This window comes from Streptomyces sp. S.PB5, assembly GCF_030403745.1.
Taxonomy (GTDB): Bacteria; Actinomycetota; Actinomycetes; order Streptomycetales; family Streptomycetaceae; genus Streptomyces.
Genome location: NZ_JAQMWP010000008.1, coordinates 424561 through 440362, shown reverse-complemented (window position 1 = coordinate 440362; position 15802 = coordinate 424561). Strand labels below are relative to the sequence as shown.

The following is a 15802-nucleotide window of genomic DNA, read 5'->3' as shown; positions in this document are numbered from 1 at the left end:
TTTAACTCATGGGACTCGAAGAAAAGCTGCCGAGCGGTTTCCTGCTGACCACCGTCGAGCAGGCCGCGGGCTGGGTGCGCAAGGCGTCCGTCTTCCCGGCCACCTTCGGCCTCGCCTGCTGTGCCATCGAGATGATGACCACCGGCGCCGGACGCTACGACCTGGCCCGCTTCGGCATGGAGGTCTTCCGCGGCTCACCCCGCCAGGCCGACCTCATGATCGTCGCCGGTCGGGTCAGTCAGAAGATGGCACCGGTGCTGCGGCAGGTCTACGACCAGATGCCGAACCCCAAGTGGGTCATCTCCATGGGGGTCTGTGCCTCCTCGGGCGGCATGTTCAACAACTACGCGATCGTCCAGGGCGTCGACCACATCGTCCCCGTCGACATTTATCTGCCCGGCTGCCCGCCGCGGCCCGAGATGCTGATGGACGCCATCCTCAAGCTCCACCAGAAGATCCAGACCTCCAAGCTCGGCGTGAACGCCGAGGAGGCGGCTCGCGAGGCGGAGGAAGCGGCGCTCAAGGCCCTGCCCACGATCGAGATGAAGGGGCTGCTGCGGTGAGTGACGCGAACGGCACCAACGGGGCGAACGGGTCGAACGGGGTCAACCCCGAGAAGGACCTCTCCGCCTCCAACCTCCCCGGCCAGCGCGGTCAGGGCGGCGAGGAGATCCGCGTCCAGCGCGGCATGTTCGGCGCCGACAAGGGCGGCGACACCTCCGGCTACGGCGGCCTGGTCCGCTCCATCCGGCTTCCGGGGGCGGCCACACGCCCCTACGGCGGTTGGTTCGACGAGGTCGCCGACGAGCTGGAGGGCGCGCTGGAGGAGCAGGGACTGCTCCCCGACAACGCCATCGAGAAGACGGTCGTCGACCGCGGCGAGCTCACCTTCCACATCGAGCGCGAGCACCTGCTCCGCGTCGCCCGCACCCTGCGCGACGACCCGGCCCTGCGCTTCGAGCTCTGCACCGGCGTCAGCGGAGTGCACTACCCGCACGACAAGGGACGCGAGCTGCACGCCGTCTACCACCTGCGCTCGATCACCCACAACCGGCTGATCCGCCTGGAGGTCAGCGCCCCGGACAGCGACCCGAAGATCCCGTCGCTGGTGTCGGTGTACCCGACCAACGACTGGCACGAGCGCGAGACCTACGACTTCTTCGGGATCGTCTTCGACGGTCACCCGGCCCTGACGCGGATCATGATGCCGGACGACTGGCAGGGCCACCCGCAGCGCAAGGACTACCCCCTCGGCGGCATCCCCGTCGAGTACAAGGGCGCCCAGATCCCGGCTCCGGACCAGCGGAGGTCGTACTCGTGAGCACATCGCACGCATCCGCCTCGGCGAGGGAGACCACCGAAGGCACCGTCTACACGGTCACCGGTGGCGACTGGGACGAGGTCGTCCAGGCCGCGGCCCGCGCCGACGACGAGCGCATCGTCCTCAACATGGGCCCCCAGCACCCCTCCACCCACGGAGTGCTCCGCCTGATCCTGGAGATCGACGGCGAGACGGTCACCGAGGCCCGCTGCGGCATCGGCTACCTCCACACCGGCATCGAGAAGAACCTCGAGTTCCGCACGTGGACGCAGGGCACCACGTTCGTGACGCGCATGGACTACCTGACGTCCTTCTTCAACGAGACCGCCTACTGTCTCGCCGTCGAGAAGCTCCTCGGCATCGAGGACCAGATCACCGAGCGGGCCAAGATCATCCGGGTGCTCCTGATGGAGCTGAACCGGCTCTCCTCGCACCTGGTCTGCATCGCCACCGGCGGCATGGAACTCGGCGCCACCACGATCATGATCTACGGATTCCGTGATCGTGAAATGATTCTCGACATCTACGAGCTCATCACGGGCCTCAGGATGAACCACGCGTACATCCGCCCCGGCGGACTCGCCCAGGACCTGCCGCCCGGCGCGGTGGACCAGATCCGCGAGTTCGTGAAGAAGATGAAGAAGAACCTCCCGGAGTACGACAAGCTCGCCACCGGGAACCCCATCTTCAAGGCGCGTATGCAGGACGTCGGCTATCTCGACCTGGCCGGCTGCATGGCCCTCGGCGCCACCGGCCCGATCCTGCGCTCCACCGGCCTCCCGCACGACCTGCGCAAGACGCAGCCGTACTCGGGCTACGAGACCTACGACTTCGAGGTCCCGACCGCCGACACCTGCGACTCCTACGGCCGCTTCCTCATCCGCCTGGAGGAGATGCGCCAGTCGCTGCGCATCGTCGAGCAGTGCCTGGACAGGCTCCAGCCCGGCCCGGTCATGGTCGCCGACAAGAAGATCGCCTGGCCCGCCCAGCTCGCCCTCGGCCCCGACGGGCTCGGCAACTCCCTCGACCACATCAAGAAGATCATGGGCACCTCCATGGAGGCCCTGATCCACCACTTCAAGCTGGTCACCGAGGGCTTCCGCGTCCCGCCGGGACAGGCGTACGCGGCCGTCGAGTCACCCAAGGGCGAACTCGGGGTGCACGCCGTGTCCGACGGCGGCACCCGCCCCTTCCGGGTCCACTTCCGGGACCCGTCCTTCACCAACCTGCAGGCCATGGCGGCGATGTGCGAGGGCGGCCAGGTCGCCGACGTCATCGTCGCCGTCGCATCCATCGACCCCGTGATGGGAGGCGTCGACCGGTGACCACCTCTTCTTCCGAGCGGGGCGTCAGCCTGGGCATGCCCGAACTGCCCGCGCCCGCCTACCCGGACGACGTCCGGGCCCGTCTGGAGGCGGACGCGCGCGAGGTCATCGCCCGCTACCCCGACTCCCGCTCCGCGCTCCTTCCGTTGCTGCATCTCGTGCAGTCGGAGGAGGGCCACGTCACGCGCACCGGGATGCAGTTCTGCGCGGACGTGCTCGGCCTGACCACGGCCGAGGTCACCGCGGTCGCCACCTTCTACACCATGTACCGGCGCAAGCCGAGCGGCGACTACCAGGTGGGCGTCTGCACCAACACGCTGTGCGCGGTGATGGGCGGCGACGCGATCTTCGAGGAGCTGCAGGAGCACCTCGGTGTCGGCAACGGCGAGACCACCGACGACGGCAAGGTCACGCTGGAGCACATCGAGTGCAACGCGGCCTGCGACTTCGCACCCGTCGTGATGGTCAACTGGGAGTTCTTCGACAACCAGACCCCGGGCAGCGCCAAGCGTCTCGTCGACGACCTGCGCGCGGGACGACCGGTCGAGCCCACGCGCGGGGCGCCGCTGTGCACCTTCAAGGAGACCGCGCGGATCCTCGCCGGCTTCCCCGACGAGCGGCCAGGGGCCGTCGAGGCAAGCGGCGGTGCGGGACCCGCGTCGCTGGTGGGCCTCCGCCTGGCCAGGGGAGAGGCCGCACCCGCGCGCGTGGTCCATCCGCGCGACGGCGGTCCGCACGACGAGCCGCAGGACCGGGAGCCGCAGGACGACGCCGTGCACGAGCCGTCGCCGACCGAGCATCTGAGCTCACACGATGCGCCACAGGACACATCGGCCTCCGACCCAGCCCATCCGGCAGGGCCCGCCGCCGAGGAGGGGGAGTGATGACCTTGGCACCCGAACTCAAGAACAACAGCCCCGAGAAGCTGCTCGCACCCGTGCTGTCGGCCTTCTGGGACGAGGACAAGTCCTGGTCTCTGGACGTCTACAGGAGGCACGAAGGGTACGAGGGGCTCCGCAAGGCGCTCGCCATGTCGCCGGACGACCTGATCGCGTACGTCAAGGACTCCGGTCTGCGCGGCCGCGGCGGCGCGGGATTCCCCACGGGAATGAAATGGCAGTTCATTCCCCAGGGTGATGGAAAGCCGCACTATCTAGTTGTCAACGCCGACGAATCGGAGCCGGGGACCTGTAAGGACATCCCGCTCCTGTTCGCGAACCCGCACAGCCTCATCGAGGGCATTGTCATCGCGTGTTATGCCATCAGGTCGTCGCATGCCTTCATCTATCTGCGGGGTGAAGTCGTCCCAGTACTGCGGCGGTTGCACGAGGCCGTGCGCGAGGCTTATGAGGCGGGCTACCTCGGCGAGAACATCCTGGGCAGCGGGCTCAACCTGGAACTCACCGTGCACGCGGGCGCAGGCGCGTACATCTGCGGTGAGGAGACCGCACTGCTCGACTCGCTCGAAGGCCGCCGGGGTCAACCGCGGCTCCGTCCCCCTTTCCCTGCCGTCGCGGGCCTCTATGCGTGCCCGACTGTGGTGAATAACGTCGAGTCGATCGCGTCGGTTCCCGCGATCCTGCAAAAAGGAAAAGACTGGTTCAGGTCGATGGGCAGCGAGAAGTCCCCGGGCTTCACGCTCTACTCGCTCAGCGGCCATGTCGCCAGCCCCGGCCAGTACGAGGCCCCGCTCGGCATCACGCTCCGCCAGCTCCTTGAAATGAGCGGCGGCATGCGGCCGGGCCACCGGCTCAAGTTCTGGACGCCGGGCGGCTCTTCGACGCCGATGTTCACCGAGGAGCACCTCGACGTCCCCCTCGACTACGAGGGAGTCGGTGCCGCGGGTTCCATGCTCGGCACCAAGGCCCTGCAGTGCTTCGACGAGACGACCTGCGTCGTCCGCGCCGTCACCCGCTGGACCGAGTTCTACGCCCACGAGTCCTGCGGCAAGTGCACACCCTGCCGCGAAGGCACGTACTGGCTCGTGCAGTTGCTGCGCGACATCGAGGCCGGCAAGGGCGTCATGTCCGACCTCGACAAGCTGAACGACATCGCCGACAACATCAACGGCAAGTCCTTCTGCGCCCTCGGCGACGGCGCCGCCTCGCCGATCTTCTCCTCGCTCAAGTACTTCCGCGAGGAGTACGAGCAGCACATCACGGGCCGCGGCTGCCCCTTCGACCCGGCCAAGTCCACGGTCTGGGCCGACTCCCGCACGGAGGTGAACGCATGACGGTGACCACCAACGCTCCCTCGGGAGGGGGCGAGGCGGCGGTCCCGCCGGAGGATCTCGTCTCGCTGACGATCGACGGTGTGGAGATCAGCGTGCCCAAGGGCACCCTGGTCATCCGCGCCGCCGAGCAGCTCGGCATCGAGATCCCGCGCTTTTGCGACCACCCTCTGCTCGACCCGGCCGGCGCCTGCCGCCAGTGCATCGTCGAGGTCGAGGGCCAGCGCAAGCCGATGGCCTCCTGCACCATTACCTGCACCGACGGAATGGTGGTGAAGACCCACCTCACCTCGCCGGTCGCCGAGAAGGCCCAGCACGGTGTGATGGAGCTCCTCCTCATCAACCACCCCCTCGACTGCCCGGTCTGCGACAAGGGCGGCGAGTGCCCCCTGCAGAACCAGGCCATGTCGCACGGCCAGGCCGAGTCCCGCTTCGAAGGAAAGAAGCGGACGTACGAGAAGCCCGTGCCGATCTCCACGCAGGTGCTGCTCGACCGCGAGCGGTGCGTGCTGTGCGCCCGCTGCACCCGGTTCTCCAACCAGGTCGCGGGCGACCCGATGATCGAGCTGATCGAGCGGGGTGCGCTCCAGCAGGTCGGCACCGGTGAGGGCGACCCCTTCGAGTCGTACTTCTCCGGTAACACCATCCAGATCTGCCCGGTGGGCGCGCTCACCTCGGCGGCGTACCGCTTCCGCTCCCGCCCCTTCGACCTGGTGTCGTCGCCGAGCGTGTGCGAGCACTGCTCCGGCGGTTGCGCCACCCGCACCGACCATCGGCGCGGCAAGGTCATGCGGCGCCTCGCGGCCAACGAGCCCGAGGTCAACGAGGAGTGGATCTGCGACAAGGGGCGCTTCGGCTTCCGGTACGCGCAGCAGCGCGACCGCCTGGAGACGCCGCTGATCCGCAATCCCGAGGGCGAACTCGTCCCGGCCTCCTGGCCCGAGGCGCTGGAGATCGCCGCACAGGGGCTGCTCGCCTCGCGCGGCCGCACCGGCGTGCTGACCGGCGGCCGCCTCACCATCGAGGACGCCTACGCGTACAGCAAGTTCGCGCGCGTGGCGCTCGACACCAACGACATCGACTTCCGCACGCGCGTGCACAGCGGTGAGGAGGCCGACTTCCTCGCCGCGCGGGTCGCCGGACGCGGCCGCGACCTCGACGGTACGGGCGTCACCTACACCGCGCTGGAGAAGGCGCCCGCCGTTCTGCTGGTCGGGTTCGAGGCCGAGGAGGAGGCGCCCGGCGTCTTCCTGAGGCTGCGCAAGGCCTGGCGGGGGCACGGGCAGAAGGTGTTCTCGCTGGCCACGCACGCGACGCGCGGCCTGGAGAAGGCCGGCGGCACGCTGCTTCCCGCCGCCCCCGGTACCGAGACCGAGTGGCTGGACGCGCTCGCGGGCGGGGTCGGCCTGGACGAGGACGGGGCGAAGGCCTCCGAGGCGCTGCGTGCCGAGGGCGCGGTGATCGTCGTCGGCGAGCGGCTGGCCGCCGTGGCGGGCGGACTGACGGCCGCCGTACGGGCCGCATCCGCGACCGGCGCGCGGCTGGCGTGGATCCCGCGGCGGGCAGGGGAGCGCGGTGCCGTCGAGGCCGGTGCCCTGCCGTCGCTGCTGCCGGGCGGGCGTCCGGCGACCGACCCGCGCGCGCGTGAGGAGGTAGCCGCCGCCTGGGGCGTCGCCGAACTCCCGCACCGCTACGGCCGGGACACCACACAGATCGTCGAGGCCGCCGCCACCGGCGAACTCCAGGCGCTTCTCGTCGCAGGCGTCGAGGTCGCCGACCTGCCCGACCCGGCACGCGCGCGTGAAGCACTTCACGAGGCCGGCTTCCTGGTGTCGCTGGAGCTGCGGCCCAGCGAGGTCACCGAGCTCGCGGACGTCGTCCTTCCCGTCGCCGCGGTCGCCGAGAAGGCCGGCACCTTCCTCAACTGGGAGGGCCGGGTGCGCTTCTTCGAGACCGCCCTCAAGCCGGACCAGATGACCCGCCGCCTCGCGCCCACCGACGCGCGCGTGCTGCAGATGCTGGCCGACGCCATGGACGTACACCTGGGTCTTCCCGACCTGCGGACCGTGCGCGGCGAGATCGACCGGCTCGGTGCCTGGGACGGGCCGCGGGCCACCGAACCGCTGGAGACCGCGGCCCAGTTGCCGCGTCCGGCCGCCGGGGAGGCCGTCCTCGCCGGGCACCGGCTGCTGCTGGACCAGGGGCGCCTCCAGGAGGGTGACGAGGCGCTCGCCGGGACGCGACACGCGGCCCACGCGCGCGTGTCGGCCGCCACGGCCGCCGAGGCAGGGGTCAAGGACGGCGATGTGCTCGCCGTGACCGGTCCCGCCGGATCCGTCGAACTCCCGCTGCAGATCACCGAGATGCCCGACCGTGTGGTCTGGCTCCCGCTGAACTCCACGGGCGGGGGCGTCGCCTCCGACGCCGGAGTGGTGCCCGGCTCCCTGGTCCGCATCGGCCCGGCGACGCTCGTCGCCGAAGCCCCCAAGGAGGTGGAGGCATGAGCCCGTACCTCGCGGCGGAAGACCTCTCGATGTTCGGCACCGACCCCTGGTGGCTCGTCGTCATCAAGGCCGTCTTCTGCTTCGCGTTCCTGATGGTGACCGTGCTGTTCTCCATCGTCTGGGAGCGCAAGGTCGTCGCCTGGATGCAGCTGCGCATCGGCCCCAACCGGCACGGCCCCTGGGGCATGCTCCAGTCGCTCGCCGACGGCATCAAGCTGATGCTGAAGGAAGACGTCATCGTCAAGCGCGCGGACAAGGTCGTCTACGTCCTCGCGCCGATCGTCGCGGCCATCCCGGCCTTCATGGCGATCGCGGTGATCCCCTTCGGCCCGGCCGGCAACGAGATCTCGATCTTCGGCCACCGCACCGCGATGCAGCTCACCGACCTGCCGATCGCGATGCTCTACATCCTCGCGGTCGCCTCGGTCGGTATCTACGGCATCGTGCTCGCGGGCTGGAGTTCCGGATCCACCTACCCGCTCCTCGGCGGCCTGCGCTCCTGCGCGCAGATGATCTCGTACGAGATCGCCATGGGCGCCGCGTTCGCCTCGGTGTTCCTCTACTCCGGTTCGATGTCGACCTCGGCGATCGTCGAGGCGCAGCAGGACCGCTGGTACGTCATCCTGCTGCCGGTCTCCTTCGTGATCTACATCGTCACGATGGTGGGCGAGACCAACCGCGCCCCCTTCGACATGCCGGAGTCCGAGGGTGACCTGGTCGGCGGCTTCAACACCGAGTACTCGTCGATCAAGTTCGCGATGTTCATGCTCGCCGAGTACGTGAACATGGTGACGGTCTCGGCGGTGTCCGTGACGCTCTTCCTCGGCGGCTGGCGGGCCCCGTGGCCGGTCAGCACCTTCTGGGAGGGCGCGAACCACGGCTGGTGGCCGCTGCTCTGGTTCGTGATCAAGGTCCAGCTGCTGCTGTTCTTCTTCATCTGGCTGCGCGGCACGCTTCCCCGCGTCCGCTACGACCAGCTGATGAAGCTCGGCTGGAAGGTCCTGATCCCGGTCTCCGTCGTCTGGCTGATGCTCGTCGCGACCGTGCGGACCCTGCGCAACGAGAACTACGACTTCGCCGACATCGCCCTCTACATCGGCGGCGGTGTCATCGCCCTGCTGCTGCTCTCCTTCGTCGTCGACATCTTCCGCGACAAGACGAAGACGGCCGAGCGGCCTGTCGAGGAACCGGCCGGGTTCGACCCGCTGGCCGGCGGATTCCCCGTACCGCCGCTGCCCGGACAGGAGTTGCCGCCCGTGCCCAGGCGCCGTTCGCGCCGGGAGCGGGAGCTGATTGTCAGTGGCGGAGTGAATACTCAGAGTGACGACGGATCTCTGGATGGAAAGGAGGCGTCCGATGGCTGAGGAGCCCAAGGAGTCCGGGCAGACAAAGCCTGGCTTCCAGAACCCCGTGGCCGGCTTCGGCGTGACCTTCAAGGCCATGTTCAAGAAGCGGCTGACCGAGCAGTACCCGGAGCAGGAGAAGACCACCGCTCCCCGTTTCCACGGACGGCACCAGCTCAACCGCCATCCGGACGGCCTGGAGAAGTGCGTCGGCTGCGAGCTGTGCGCCTGGGCCTGCCCCGCCGACGCGATCTACGTCGAGGGCGCGGACAACACCGACGAGGAGCGCTACTCGCCGGGCGAGCGGTACGGGCGCGTCTACCAGATCAACTACGCCCGCTGCATCCTGTGCGGTCTGTGCATCGAGGCGTGCCCCACGCGCGCGTTGACGATGACCAACGAGTTCGAGCTCGCCGACTCCAGCCGCGCGAACCTGATCTACACCAAGGAGCAACTGCTCGCCGGTCTGGAAGACGGCATGGTCGACTCCCCGCACGCGATCTACCCGGGGACCGACGAGCAGGACTACTACCGGGGGCTGGTGACGGAGGCCGCGCCCGGCACCGTCCAGCAAGTCGCCGTCTCCAAGGGCGAGGTGGTCCAGGAGGCCGCGTCCACCTTCGGCCCGGACGAGCCGGCGTCGGAGAAGGTGATCGGCCGATGACCGCGCCCGCGCAGCTCGCCGCGTACTCCACCTCCACCGGCGAGGCCTTCCAGTTCTGGGTGCTCGGCACCGTCGCGGTGATCGGCGCCCTGTGCACCGTCTTCATGAAGAAGGCCGTGCACAGCGCGCTCTGTCTCGCCGGGACCATGATCATCCTTGCGGTGTTCTACCTCGCCAACGGCGCCTACTTCCTGGGCGTCGTGCAGATCGTCGTCTACACCGGCGCGATCATGATGCTGTTCCTGTTCGTGGTGATGCTCGTCGGCGTCACGGCCGCGGACTCCCTGAAGGAGACCATCAAGGGCCAGCGCTGGCTGGCCCTTCTGTGCGGGCTGGGCTTCGGCATCCTGCTGGTCGCCGGCATCGGCAACGCCTCCCTGACGGAGTTCAACGGCCTGGCGCAGGCGAACGCGAACGGCAACGTGGAGGGTCTCGCCGCCCTCATCTTCACCAAGTACGTGTTCGCCTTCGAGATCACCGGCGCCCTGCTGATCACGGCCGCCGTCGGCGCCATGGTGCTCACCCACCGCGAGCGCACCGAGCGGGCCAAGACCCAGCGCGAGCTGGCCGAGGAGCGGGTGCGCGAGGGCAAGCACGTACCGCCGCTGCCGGCGCCCGGCGTGTACGCCCGGCACAACGCCGTGGACATCGCGGGCCTGCTGCCCGACGGCACCCCGTCCGAGCTCACGGTCAGCAAGACGCTGCGCGAGCGCGGCCAGATCCGTGATGTGTCGGCCGAGGCGCTCAACGACCTCCGGGCGCTGGAGCAGCGCGCGGAGGAGCGCCTGGAGCGCACCGCGGTCGAACCCGCGAACCTCAAGCGGGCCGAGGAGGCGTCGAAGTGAATCCGGTCAACTACCTCTACCTCGCGGCCCTGTTGTTCACGATCGGCGCCACCGGTGTACTGATCAGGCGCAACGCGATCGTGGTGTTCATGTGCGTCGAGCTCATGCTCAACGCCTGCAACCTCGCCTTCGTCGCCTTCTCCCGGATGCACGGCAATCTCGACGGCCAGATCATCGCGTTCTTCACGATGGTCGTCGCCGCCGCGGAAGTCGTGGTCGGGCTCGCGATCATCGTGTCCCTGTTCCGTTCCCGCCACTCGGCCTCGGTCGACGACGCCAGCCTGATGAAGCTGTAAGGGGTCGCTGAATCGTGGAGAACCTGATCGCGCTGCTGATCGCGGCGCCCCTGCTCGGAGCGGCGGTCCTGCTCACCGGCGGCCGGAGACTGGACGCCGTAGGACACTGGATCGGCACGACCCTCGCCGGCGCCTCCTTCGTGTTCGGTGCCATCCTCTTCGCCGACCTGCTCGGCAAGGACGCCGAACACCGGACCCTGACGAGCCATCTGTTCAGCTGGGTCCCGGTCGAGGGCTTCCAGGCGGACATCGCCTTCCGCCTCGACCAGCTGTCGATGACGTTCGTGCTGCTGATCACGGGCGTCGGCTCGCTGATCCACCTGTACTCCGTGGGGTACATGGAGCACGACGAGCGGCGCCGCCGCTTCTTCGGCTATCTGAACCTGTTCCTCGCGGCGATGCTGCTGCTCGTCCTCGCCGACAACTACCTGCTGCTGTACGTCGGCTGGGAGGGCGTCGGTCTCGCCTCCTATCTGCTGATCGGCTTCTGGCAGCACAAGCCCAGTGCCGCGACCGCCGCGAAGAAGGCCTTCCTGGTCAACCGCGTCGGCGACATGGGCCTGTCGATCGCGATCATGCTGATGTTCACGACGTTCGGGACCTTCGCGTTCGGCCCCGTCCTCGGCAGTCACGAAGAGCCGGGCATGGTGAGCGACGCCGGTGAGGCCACACTCACCGGGATCGCCCTGATGCTGCTCCTCGCGGCCTGCGGCAAGTCCGCCCAGGTGCCGCTGCAGTCCTGGCTCGGCGACGCGATGGAGGGCCCGACCCCGGTCTCGGCCCTCATCCACGCCGCGACCATGGTGACCGCCGGCGTCTACCTGATCGTCCGCTCCGCCAACATCTTCAACCTCGCCCCCGACGCGCAGCTGGTCGTCACCGTCGTCGGTGCCGTCACGCTCCTGTTCGGTGCGATCGTCGGTTGCGCGAAGGACGACATCAAGAAGGCGCTGGCCGGCTCCACCATGTCGCAGATCGGCTACATGGTGCTCGCCGCGGGTCTCGGCCCCATCGGCTACGTCTTCGCGATCATGCACCTGGTGACGCACGGCTTCTTCAAGGCCGGGCTGTTCCTCGGGGCCGGTTCGGTCATGCACGGCATGAACGACGAGGTCGACATGCGGAAGTACGGCGGCCTGCGCAAGTACATGCCGGTCACCTTCGTGACGTTCGGCCTCGGCTACCTCGCCATCATCGGCTTCCCCGGTCTGTCAGGCTTCTTCTCCAAGGACAAGATCATCGAGGCGGCCTTCGCCAAGGGCGGCACCGAGGGCTGGATCCTCGGAGCCTGTGCCCTGCTGGGCGCGGCCATCACGGCGTACTACATGACGCGCGTGATGCTGATGACGTTCTTCGGGGAGGAGCGCTGGCGCAACCAGCCCACCCGCTCGCCCGAGGCGCCGAGCGCGGAGCCCGCCGCCGAGCACCATGGCGAGCACGCTGAACCGCACCCGCACGAGTCGCCCAAGTCCATGACGATCCCGATGATCGTGCTGGCCTTCGGCTCGGTCTTCGCGGGCGGCGTCTTCGGCATCGGCGACCGCTTCCTGCACTGGCTGGAGCCCATCACCGGGCACGACCACGGCGATGCGCCGATCAGCGCGACCACGGTCACCGCTTCCACGGTCGCCGTGATGGTCATCGGCGTCACCTTCGCCTACCTGCAGTACGGCCGCCGCCCGGTCCCGGTCGTCGCCCCGCGCGGATCGCTGCTCACCCGGGCCGCCCGGCGCGACCTGCTCCAGGACGACTTCAACCACGTCGTCCTGGTCCGCGGCGGCGAACACCTCACGCGGTCCCTGGTGTACGTCGACCACACCCTGGTCGACGGAGTCGTCAACGGCACGGCGGCCTCGGTCGGCGGCCTCTCCGGGCGGATGCGCAAGCTGCAGAACGGCTTCGCGCGGTCGTACGCGGTCTCGATGTTCGGCGGTGCGGCAGTGCTGATCGCCGCGACCCTGCTGATGAGGGCGGTCTGATACCGATGTCCTTTCCTCTGCTGACAGCGACGGCGGCGCTCCCGGCGATCGGTGCGATCGCCACGGCCGCCGTACCGGCCGCGCGACGCACCGCGGCCAAGTGGCTCGCGCTGCTCGTCTCGCTGGCGACCCTCGTGCTCGCCGCGATCGTCCTGGTCCGCTTCGACCCGGACGGCGACCGCTACCAGCTCACCGAATCCCACTCCTGGATCAAGGACTTCGGGGTCAGGTACGAGCTGGGTGTGGACGGCATCGGGGTGGCGCTGGTGGCGCTCACCGCGCTGCTGATCCCGTTCATCATCCTCGCGGGCTGGCACGACGCCGACCCGCTGGAGACCGGTAACAAGAGGTGGCGGCCGACGCAGGGCTTCTTCGCCCTGATCCTGGCCGTCGAGGCGATGGTGATCCTCTCCTTCGAGGCCACCGACGTCTTCCTCTTCTACATCTTCTTCGAAGCCATGCTGATCCCGATGTACTTCCTCATCGGCGGCTTCGGGGACCGCGCCCACGAGCACGGTGAAGAGGCGGCGTCGACGCAACGGTCGTACGCCGCCGTGAAGTTCCTCCTCTACAACCTGGTCGGCGGCCTGATCATGCTGGCCGCGGTGATCGGCCTCTACGTGGTCGCCGGGAGCTTCTCCCTCTCGGAGATCGCCGAGGCCCGCGCCAACGGCTCGCTCGACATGGTGACCAGCACCGAACGCTGGCTGTTCCTCGGTTTCTTCTTCGCCTTCGCGGTGAAGGCGCCGCTGTGGCCGCTGCACACCTGGCTGCCCAACGCCATGGGGGAGGCCACCGCCCCGGTCGCCGTCCTCATCACGGCGGTCGTCGACAAGGTCGGCACCTTCGCGATGCTCCGCTTCTGCCTCCAGCTGTTCCCGGAGGCGAGCAAGTGGGCGACGCCCGCGATCCTCGTCCTGGCGCTGATCAGCATCATCTACGGGGCGCTGCTCGCCGTCGGGCAGCGGGACATCAAGCGGCTGGTGGCGTACGCGTCGATCTCGCACTTCGGCTTCATCATCATGGGCATCTTCGCGATGACCAGCCAGGGCCAGTCCGGTGCGACGCTCTACATGGTCAACCACGGTATTTCCACCGCCGCGTTGATGCTGGTCGCCGGGTTCCTGATCTCGCGGCGCGGGTCGCGGCTCATCGCCGACTACGGCGGTGTGCAGAAGGTGGCCCCGGTGCTCGCCGGCACCTTCCTGATCGGTGGCCTCGCAACGCTGTCGCTGCCGGGGCTCGCGCCGTTCGTGAGTGAATTCCTGGTCCTGGTCGGCACGTTCGCGAGCTACCCGGTGATCGGCATCATCGCCACCTTCGGCATCGTGCTCGCCGCGCTCTACACCCTCGTCCTCTACCAGCGGACGATGACGGGCCCGGTGAAGCCCGAGGTCGCGACCATGCCCGACCTCCGGGTGCGTGAACTCGTGGTGGTCGCGCCGCTGGTCGTACTGCTGATCTTCCTGGGCGTCTACCCGAAGCCCGTCACGGACATCGTCAACCCGGCGGTCAAGCAGACCATGTCCGACGTACAGAAGAAGGACCCCCAGCCCGAGGTGGAGGCGGCCAAGTGAGTGCGTCAGCCGTCCACAGCCTGTGGACAACCGCGGCCGATCCGATCTCGAAGATCGATACGCCGAAGATCGAATACGGACAATTGTCACCCACGTTGATCGTCGTCGGTGCGGCGATCATCGGAGTGCTCATCGAGGCGGCGGTACCGCGCAAGCAGCGGTACTACGCCCAGGTGTTCGTCTCCGCCGTGGCGCTGATCGCGGGCTTCGCCGCGGTCGTCGCGCTCGCGGCGAACGGATACGCCACCACCAAGGCGGGCATCGCGGCGATGGGCGCCATCGCCGTCGACGGGCCGGCGCTCTTCCTGCAGGGCACGATCCTGCTGGCGGGCCTGGTCGGTCTGTTCACCTTCGCCGAGCGGAGGCTGGACCCGGAGGCGCACGGCAACCGGGTCGACTCGTTCGCCGCGCAGGCGGCCTCTGTGCCGGGCAGCGACAGCGAAAAAGCCGCGGTCAAGGCCGGGTTCACCACCACCGAGGTGTTCCCGCTGCTGCTGTTCGCCGTCGCGGGCATGCTGATCTTCCCGGCGGCCAACGACCTGCTGACCCTGTTCATCGCCCTGGAAGTCTTCTCGCTCCCGCTGTACTTGATGTGCGCCCTGGCCCGCCGCAAGCGGCTCATGTCGCAGGAGGCCGCGGTCAAGTACTTCCTGCTCGGCGCCTTCGCCTCCGCGTTCACGCTGTTCGGCATCGCGCTGCTCTACGGGTACGCCGGCTCGGTGTCGTACGCGACGATCGCGCAGGTCGTCGACGGCACGGTCGGCACGGTCGACCCGGCGCTCGCGGACACCATGGGCAACGACGCGCTGCTGCTGATCGGCGCCGCGATGATCGTGATGGGCCTGCTGTTCAAGGTCGGCGCGGTCCCGTTCCACATGTGGACGCCGGACGTGTACCAGGGTGCGCCGACGCCGGTCACCGGGTTCATGGCGGCGGCGACGAAGGTAGCGGCGTTCGGCGCGCTGCTGCGGATCCTGTACGTCGTCCTGCCGGGCCTGCGCTGGGACTGGCGGCCGGTCATGTGGGGCGTCGCGATCGTCACCATGCTCGGCGGTGCGATCGTCGCGATCACGCAGACCGACATCAAGCGGCTGCTGGCGTACTCGTCGATCGCGCACGCCGGGTTCATCCTCGCGGGTGTCATCGCGACGACGCCGGACGGTGTCTCGTCCGTCCTCTTCTACCTGGGCGCGTACTCGTTCGTGACGATCGGTGCGTTCGCGGTGGTCACGCTCGTACGCGATGCGGGCGGTGAGGCGACGCATCTGTCCAAGTGGGCCGGTCTCGGCCGCCGTTCGCCGCTGGTCGCCGCCGTGTTCGCGGTGTTCCTGCTGGCCTTCGCCGGTATCCCGCTGACCTCCGGGTTCGCCGGGAAGTTCGCCGTGTTCAAGGCGGCGGCGGAGGGCGGGGCCGCGCCGCTGGTCGTGGTCGGTGTGATCTCGTCGGCGATCGCCGCGTTCTTCTACATCCGCGTCATCGTGCTGATGTTCTTCAGCGAGCCGCGGCCCGAGGGACCGACCGTGGCCGTGCCGTCGCCGCTGACGATGGCGGCGATCGGGGTCGGCGTGGCGGTCACGCTGGTGCTCGGCGTGGCGCCGCAGTACTTCCTGGACCTGGCCAATCAGGCGGGGGTGTTCGTGCGCTGACGGCGCGGTGCGCGCACCGACGGTGCTCGTACGGCGGCCCCGGTTCCCTTCGTGGGAGCCGGGGCCTTCGTG

The 15802-nt window shown here is 68.8% G+C and carries 13 protein-coding genes; all 13 read left to right on the top strand.

All coding sequences use genetic code 11. The features are described from left to right. Window positions 1-8: 8 nt before the first annotated feature. Genes PH203_RS23260 through nuoN form a run of 13 tightly spaced genes read left to right on the top strand, consistent with a single transcriptional unit; the run spans window position 9 to window position 15730 of the window. Window positions 9-563 carry an NADH-quinone oxidoreductase subunit B gene (locus PH203_RS23260; RefSeq protein ID WP_003998928.1) on the top strand — a complete coding sequence of 185 codons (555 nt, stop codon included), beginning with the start codon at window positions 9-11 and terminating at the stop codon, window positions 561-563. Further along, window positions 560-1321 carry an NADH-quinone oxidoreductase subunit C gene (locus PH203_RS23255; RefSeq protein WP_289922347.1) on the top strand — a complete coding sequence of 254 codons (762 nt, stop codon included), beginning with the start codon at window positions 560-562 and terminating at the stop codon, window positions 1319-1321. The genes PH203_RS23260 and PH203_RS23255 overlap by 4 nt, the downstream gene beginning before the upstream one ends. Beyond that, window positions 1318-2646: an NADH-quinone oxidoreductase subunit D gene (locus PH203_RS23250; RefSeq protein WP_289922346.1), complete on the top strand. Its 1329-nt coding sequence runs from the start codon at window positions 1318-1320 to the stop codon at window positions 2644-2646. Before PH203_RS23255 ends, PH203_RS23250 begins: the two co-directional genes overlap by 4 nt. Next, window positions 2643-3530, top strand: coding sequence for an NADH-quinone oxidoreductase subunit NuoE (nuoE, locus tag PH203_RS23245; RefSeq protein ID WP_289922345.1), 888 nt, complete (start codon window positions 2643-2645; stop codon window positions 3528-3530). The genes PH203_RS23250 and nuoE overlap by 4 nt, the downstream gene beginning before the upstream one ends. After that, the gene (gene nuoF / locus PH203_RS23240; RefSeq protein WP_289922344.1) at window positions 3527-4879 is read left to right on the top strand and encodes an NADH-quinone oxidoreductase subunit NuoF; all 1353 of its coding nucleotides are present in this window, start codon (window positions 3527-3529) and stop codon (window positions 4877-4879) included. The genes nuoE and nuoF overlap by 4 nt, the downstream gene beginning before the upstream one ends. Continuing rightward, window positions 4876-7380, top strand: a complete 2505-nt coding sequence (locus PH203_RS23235; RefSeq protein ID WP_289922343.1) for an NADH-quinone oxidoreductase subunit G — start codon at window positions 4876-4878, stop codon at window positions 7378-7380. Before nuoF ends, PH203_RS23235 begins: the two co-directional genes overlap by 4 nt. Continuing rightward, complete coding sequence (gene nuoH / locus PH203_RS23230) at window positions 7377-8744, top strand: NADH-quinone oxidoreductase subunit NuoH (RefSeq protein ID WP_289922342.1); 1368 nt, start codon at window positions 7377-7379, stop codon at window positions 8742-8744. Before PH203_RS23235 ends, nuoH begins: the two co-directional genes overlap by 4 nt. Continuing rightward, window positions 8737-9387, top strand: a complete 651-nt coding sequence (gene nuoI / locus PH203_RS23225; RefSeq protein WP_289922341.1) for an NADH-quinone oxidoreductase subunit NuoI — start codon at window positions 8737-8739, stop codon at window positions 9385-9387. The genes nuoH and nuoI overlap by 8 nt, the downstream gene beginning before the upstream one ends. Beyond that, window positions 9384-10232: an NADH-quinone oxidoreductase subunit J gene (locus PH203_RS23220; protein ID WP_289922338.1), complete on the top strand. Its 849-nt coding sequence runs from the start codon at window positions 9384-9386 to the stop codon at window positions 10230-10232. Before nuoI ends, PH203_RS23220 begins: the two co-directional genes overlap by 4 nt. Then, entirely contained in the window at window positions 10229-10528 is a 300-nt protein-coding gene (gene nuoK, locus PH203_RS23215) for an NADH-quinone oxidoreductase subunit NuoK (RefSeq protein ID WP_004927567.1), read from the top strand. The genes PH203_RS23220 and nuoK overlap by 4 nt, the downstream gene beginning before the upstream one ends. Window positions 10529-10542: 14 nt before the next feature. Next, a complete protein-coding gene (gene nuoL / locus PH203_RS23210; RefSeq protein ID WP_289922337.1) occupies window positions 10543-12507 on the top strand; it encodes an NADH-quinone oxidoreductase subunit L in 1965 nt (654 codons plus the stop codon). Window positions 12508-12512: 5 nt separating this feature from the next. Further along, a complete protein-coding gene (locus PH203_RS23205; RefSeq protein ID WP_289922336.1) occupies window positions 12513-14084 on the top strand; it encodes an NADH-quinone oxidoreductase subunit M in 1572 nt (523 codons plus the stop codon). Then, window positions 14081-15730, top strand: coding sequence for an NADH-quinone oxidoreductase subunit NuoN (gene nuoN / locus PH203_RS23200; RefSeq protein ID WP_289922335.1), 1650 nt, complete (start codon window positions 14081-14083; stop codon window positions 15728-15730). Before PH203_RS23205 ends, nuoN begins: the two co-directional genes overlap by 4 nt. The last annotated feature ends 72 nt before the right edge of the window (window positions 15731-15802 follow it).

Bases quoted from the DNA above. Each gene is read 5' to 3' on its own strand.
- PH203_RS23260 (WP_003998928.1), top strand. From the start codon at position 9: ATGGGACTCGAAGAAAAGCTGCCGAGCGGTTTCCTGCTGACCACCGTC.
- PH203_RS23235 (WP_289922343.1), top strand. From the start codon at position 4,876: ATGACGGTGACCACCAACGCTCCCTCGGGAGGGGGCGAGGCGGCGGTC.
- nuoH (WP_289922342.1), top strand. From the start codon at position 7,377: ATGAGCCCGTACCTCGCGGCGGAAGACCTCTCGATGTTCGGCACCGAC.
- nuoI (WP_289922341.1), top strand. From the start codon at position 8,737: ATGGCTGAGGAGCCCAAGGAGTCCGGGCAGACAAAGCCTGGCTTCCAG.
- PH203_RS23220 (WP_289922338.1), top strand. From the start codon at position 9,384: ATGACCGCGCCCGCGCAGCTCGCCGCGTACTCCACCTCCACCGGCGAG.
- PH203_RS23205 (WP_289922336.1), top strand. From the start codon at position 12,513: ATGTCCTTTCCTCTGCTGACAGCGACGGCGGCGCTCCCGGCGATCGGT.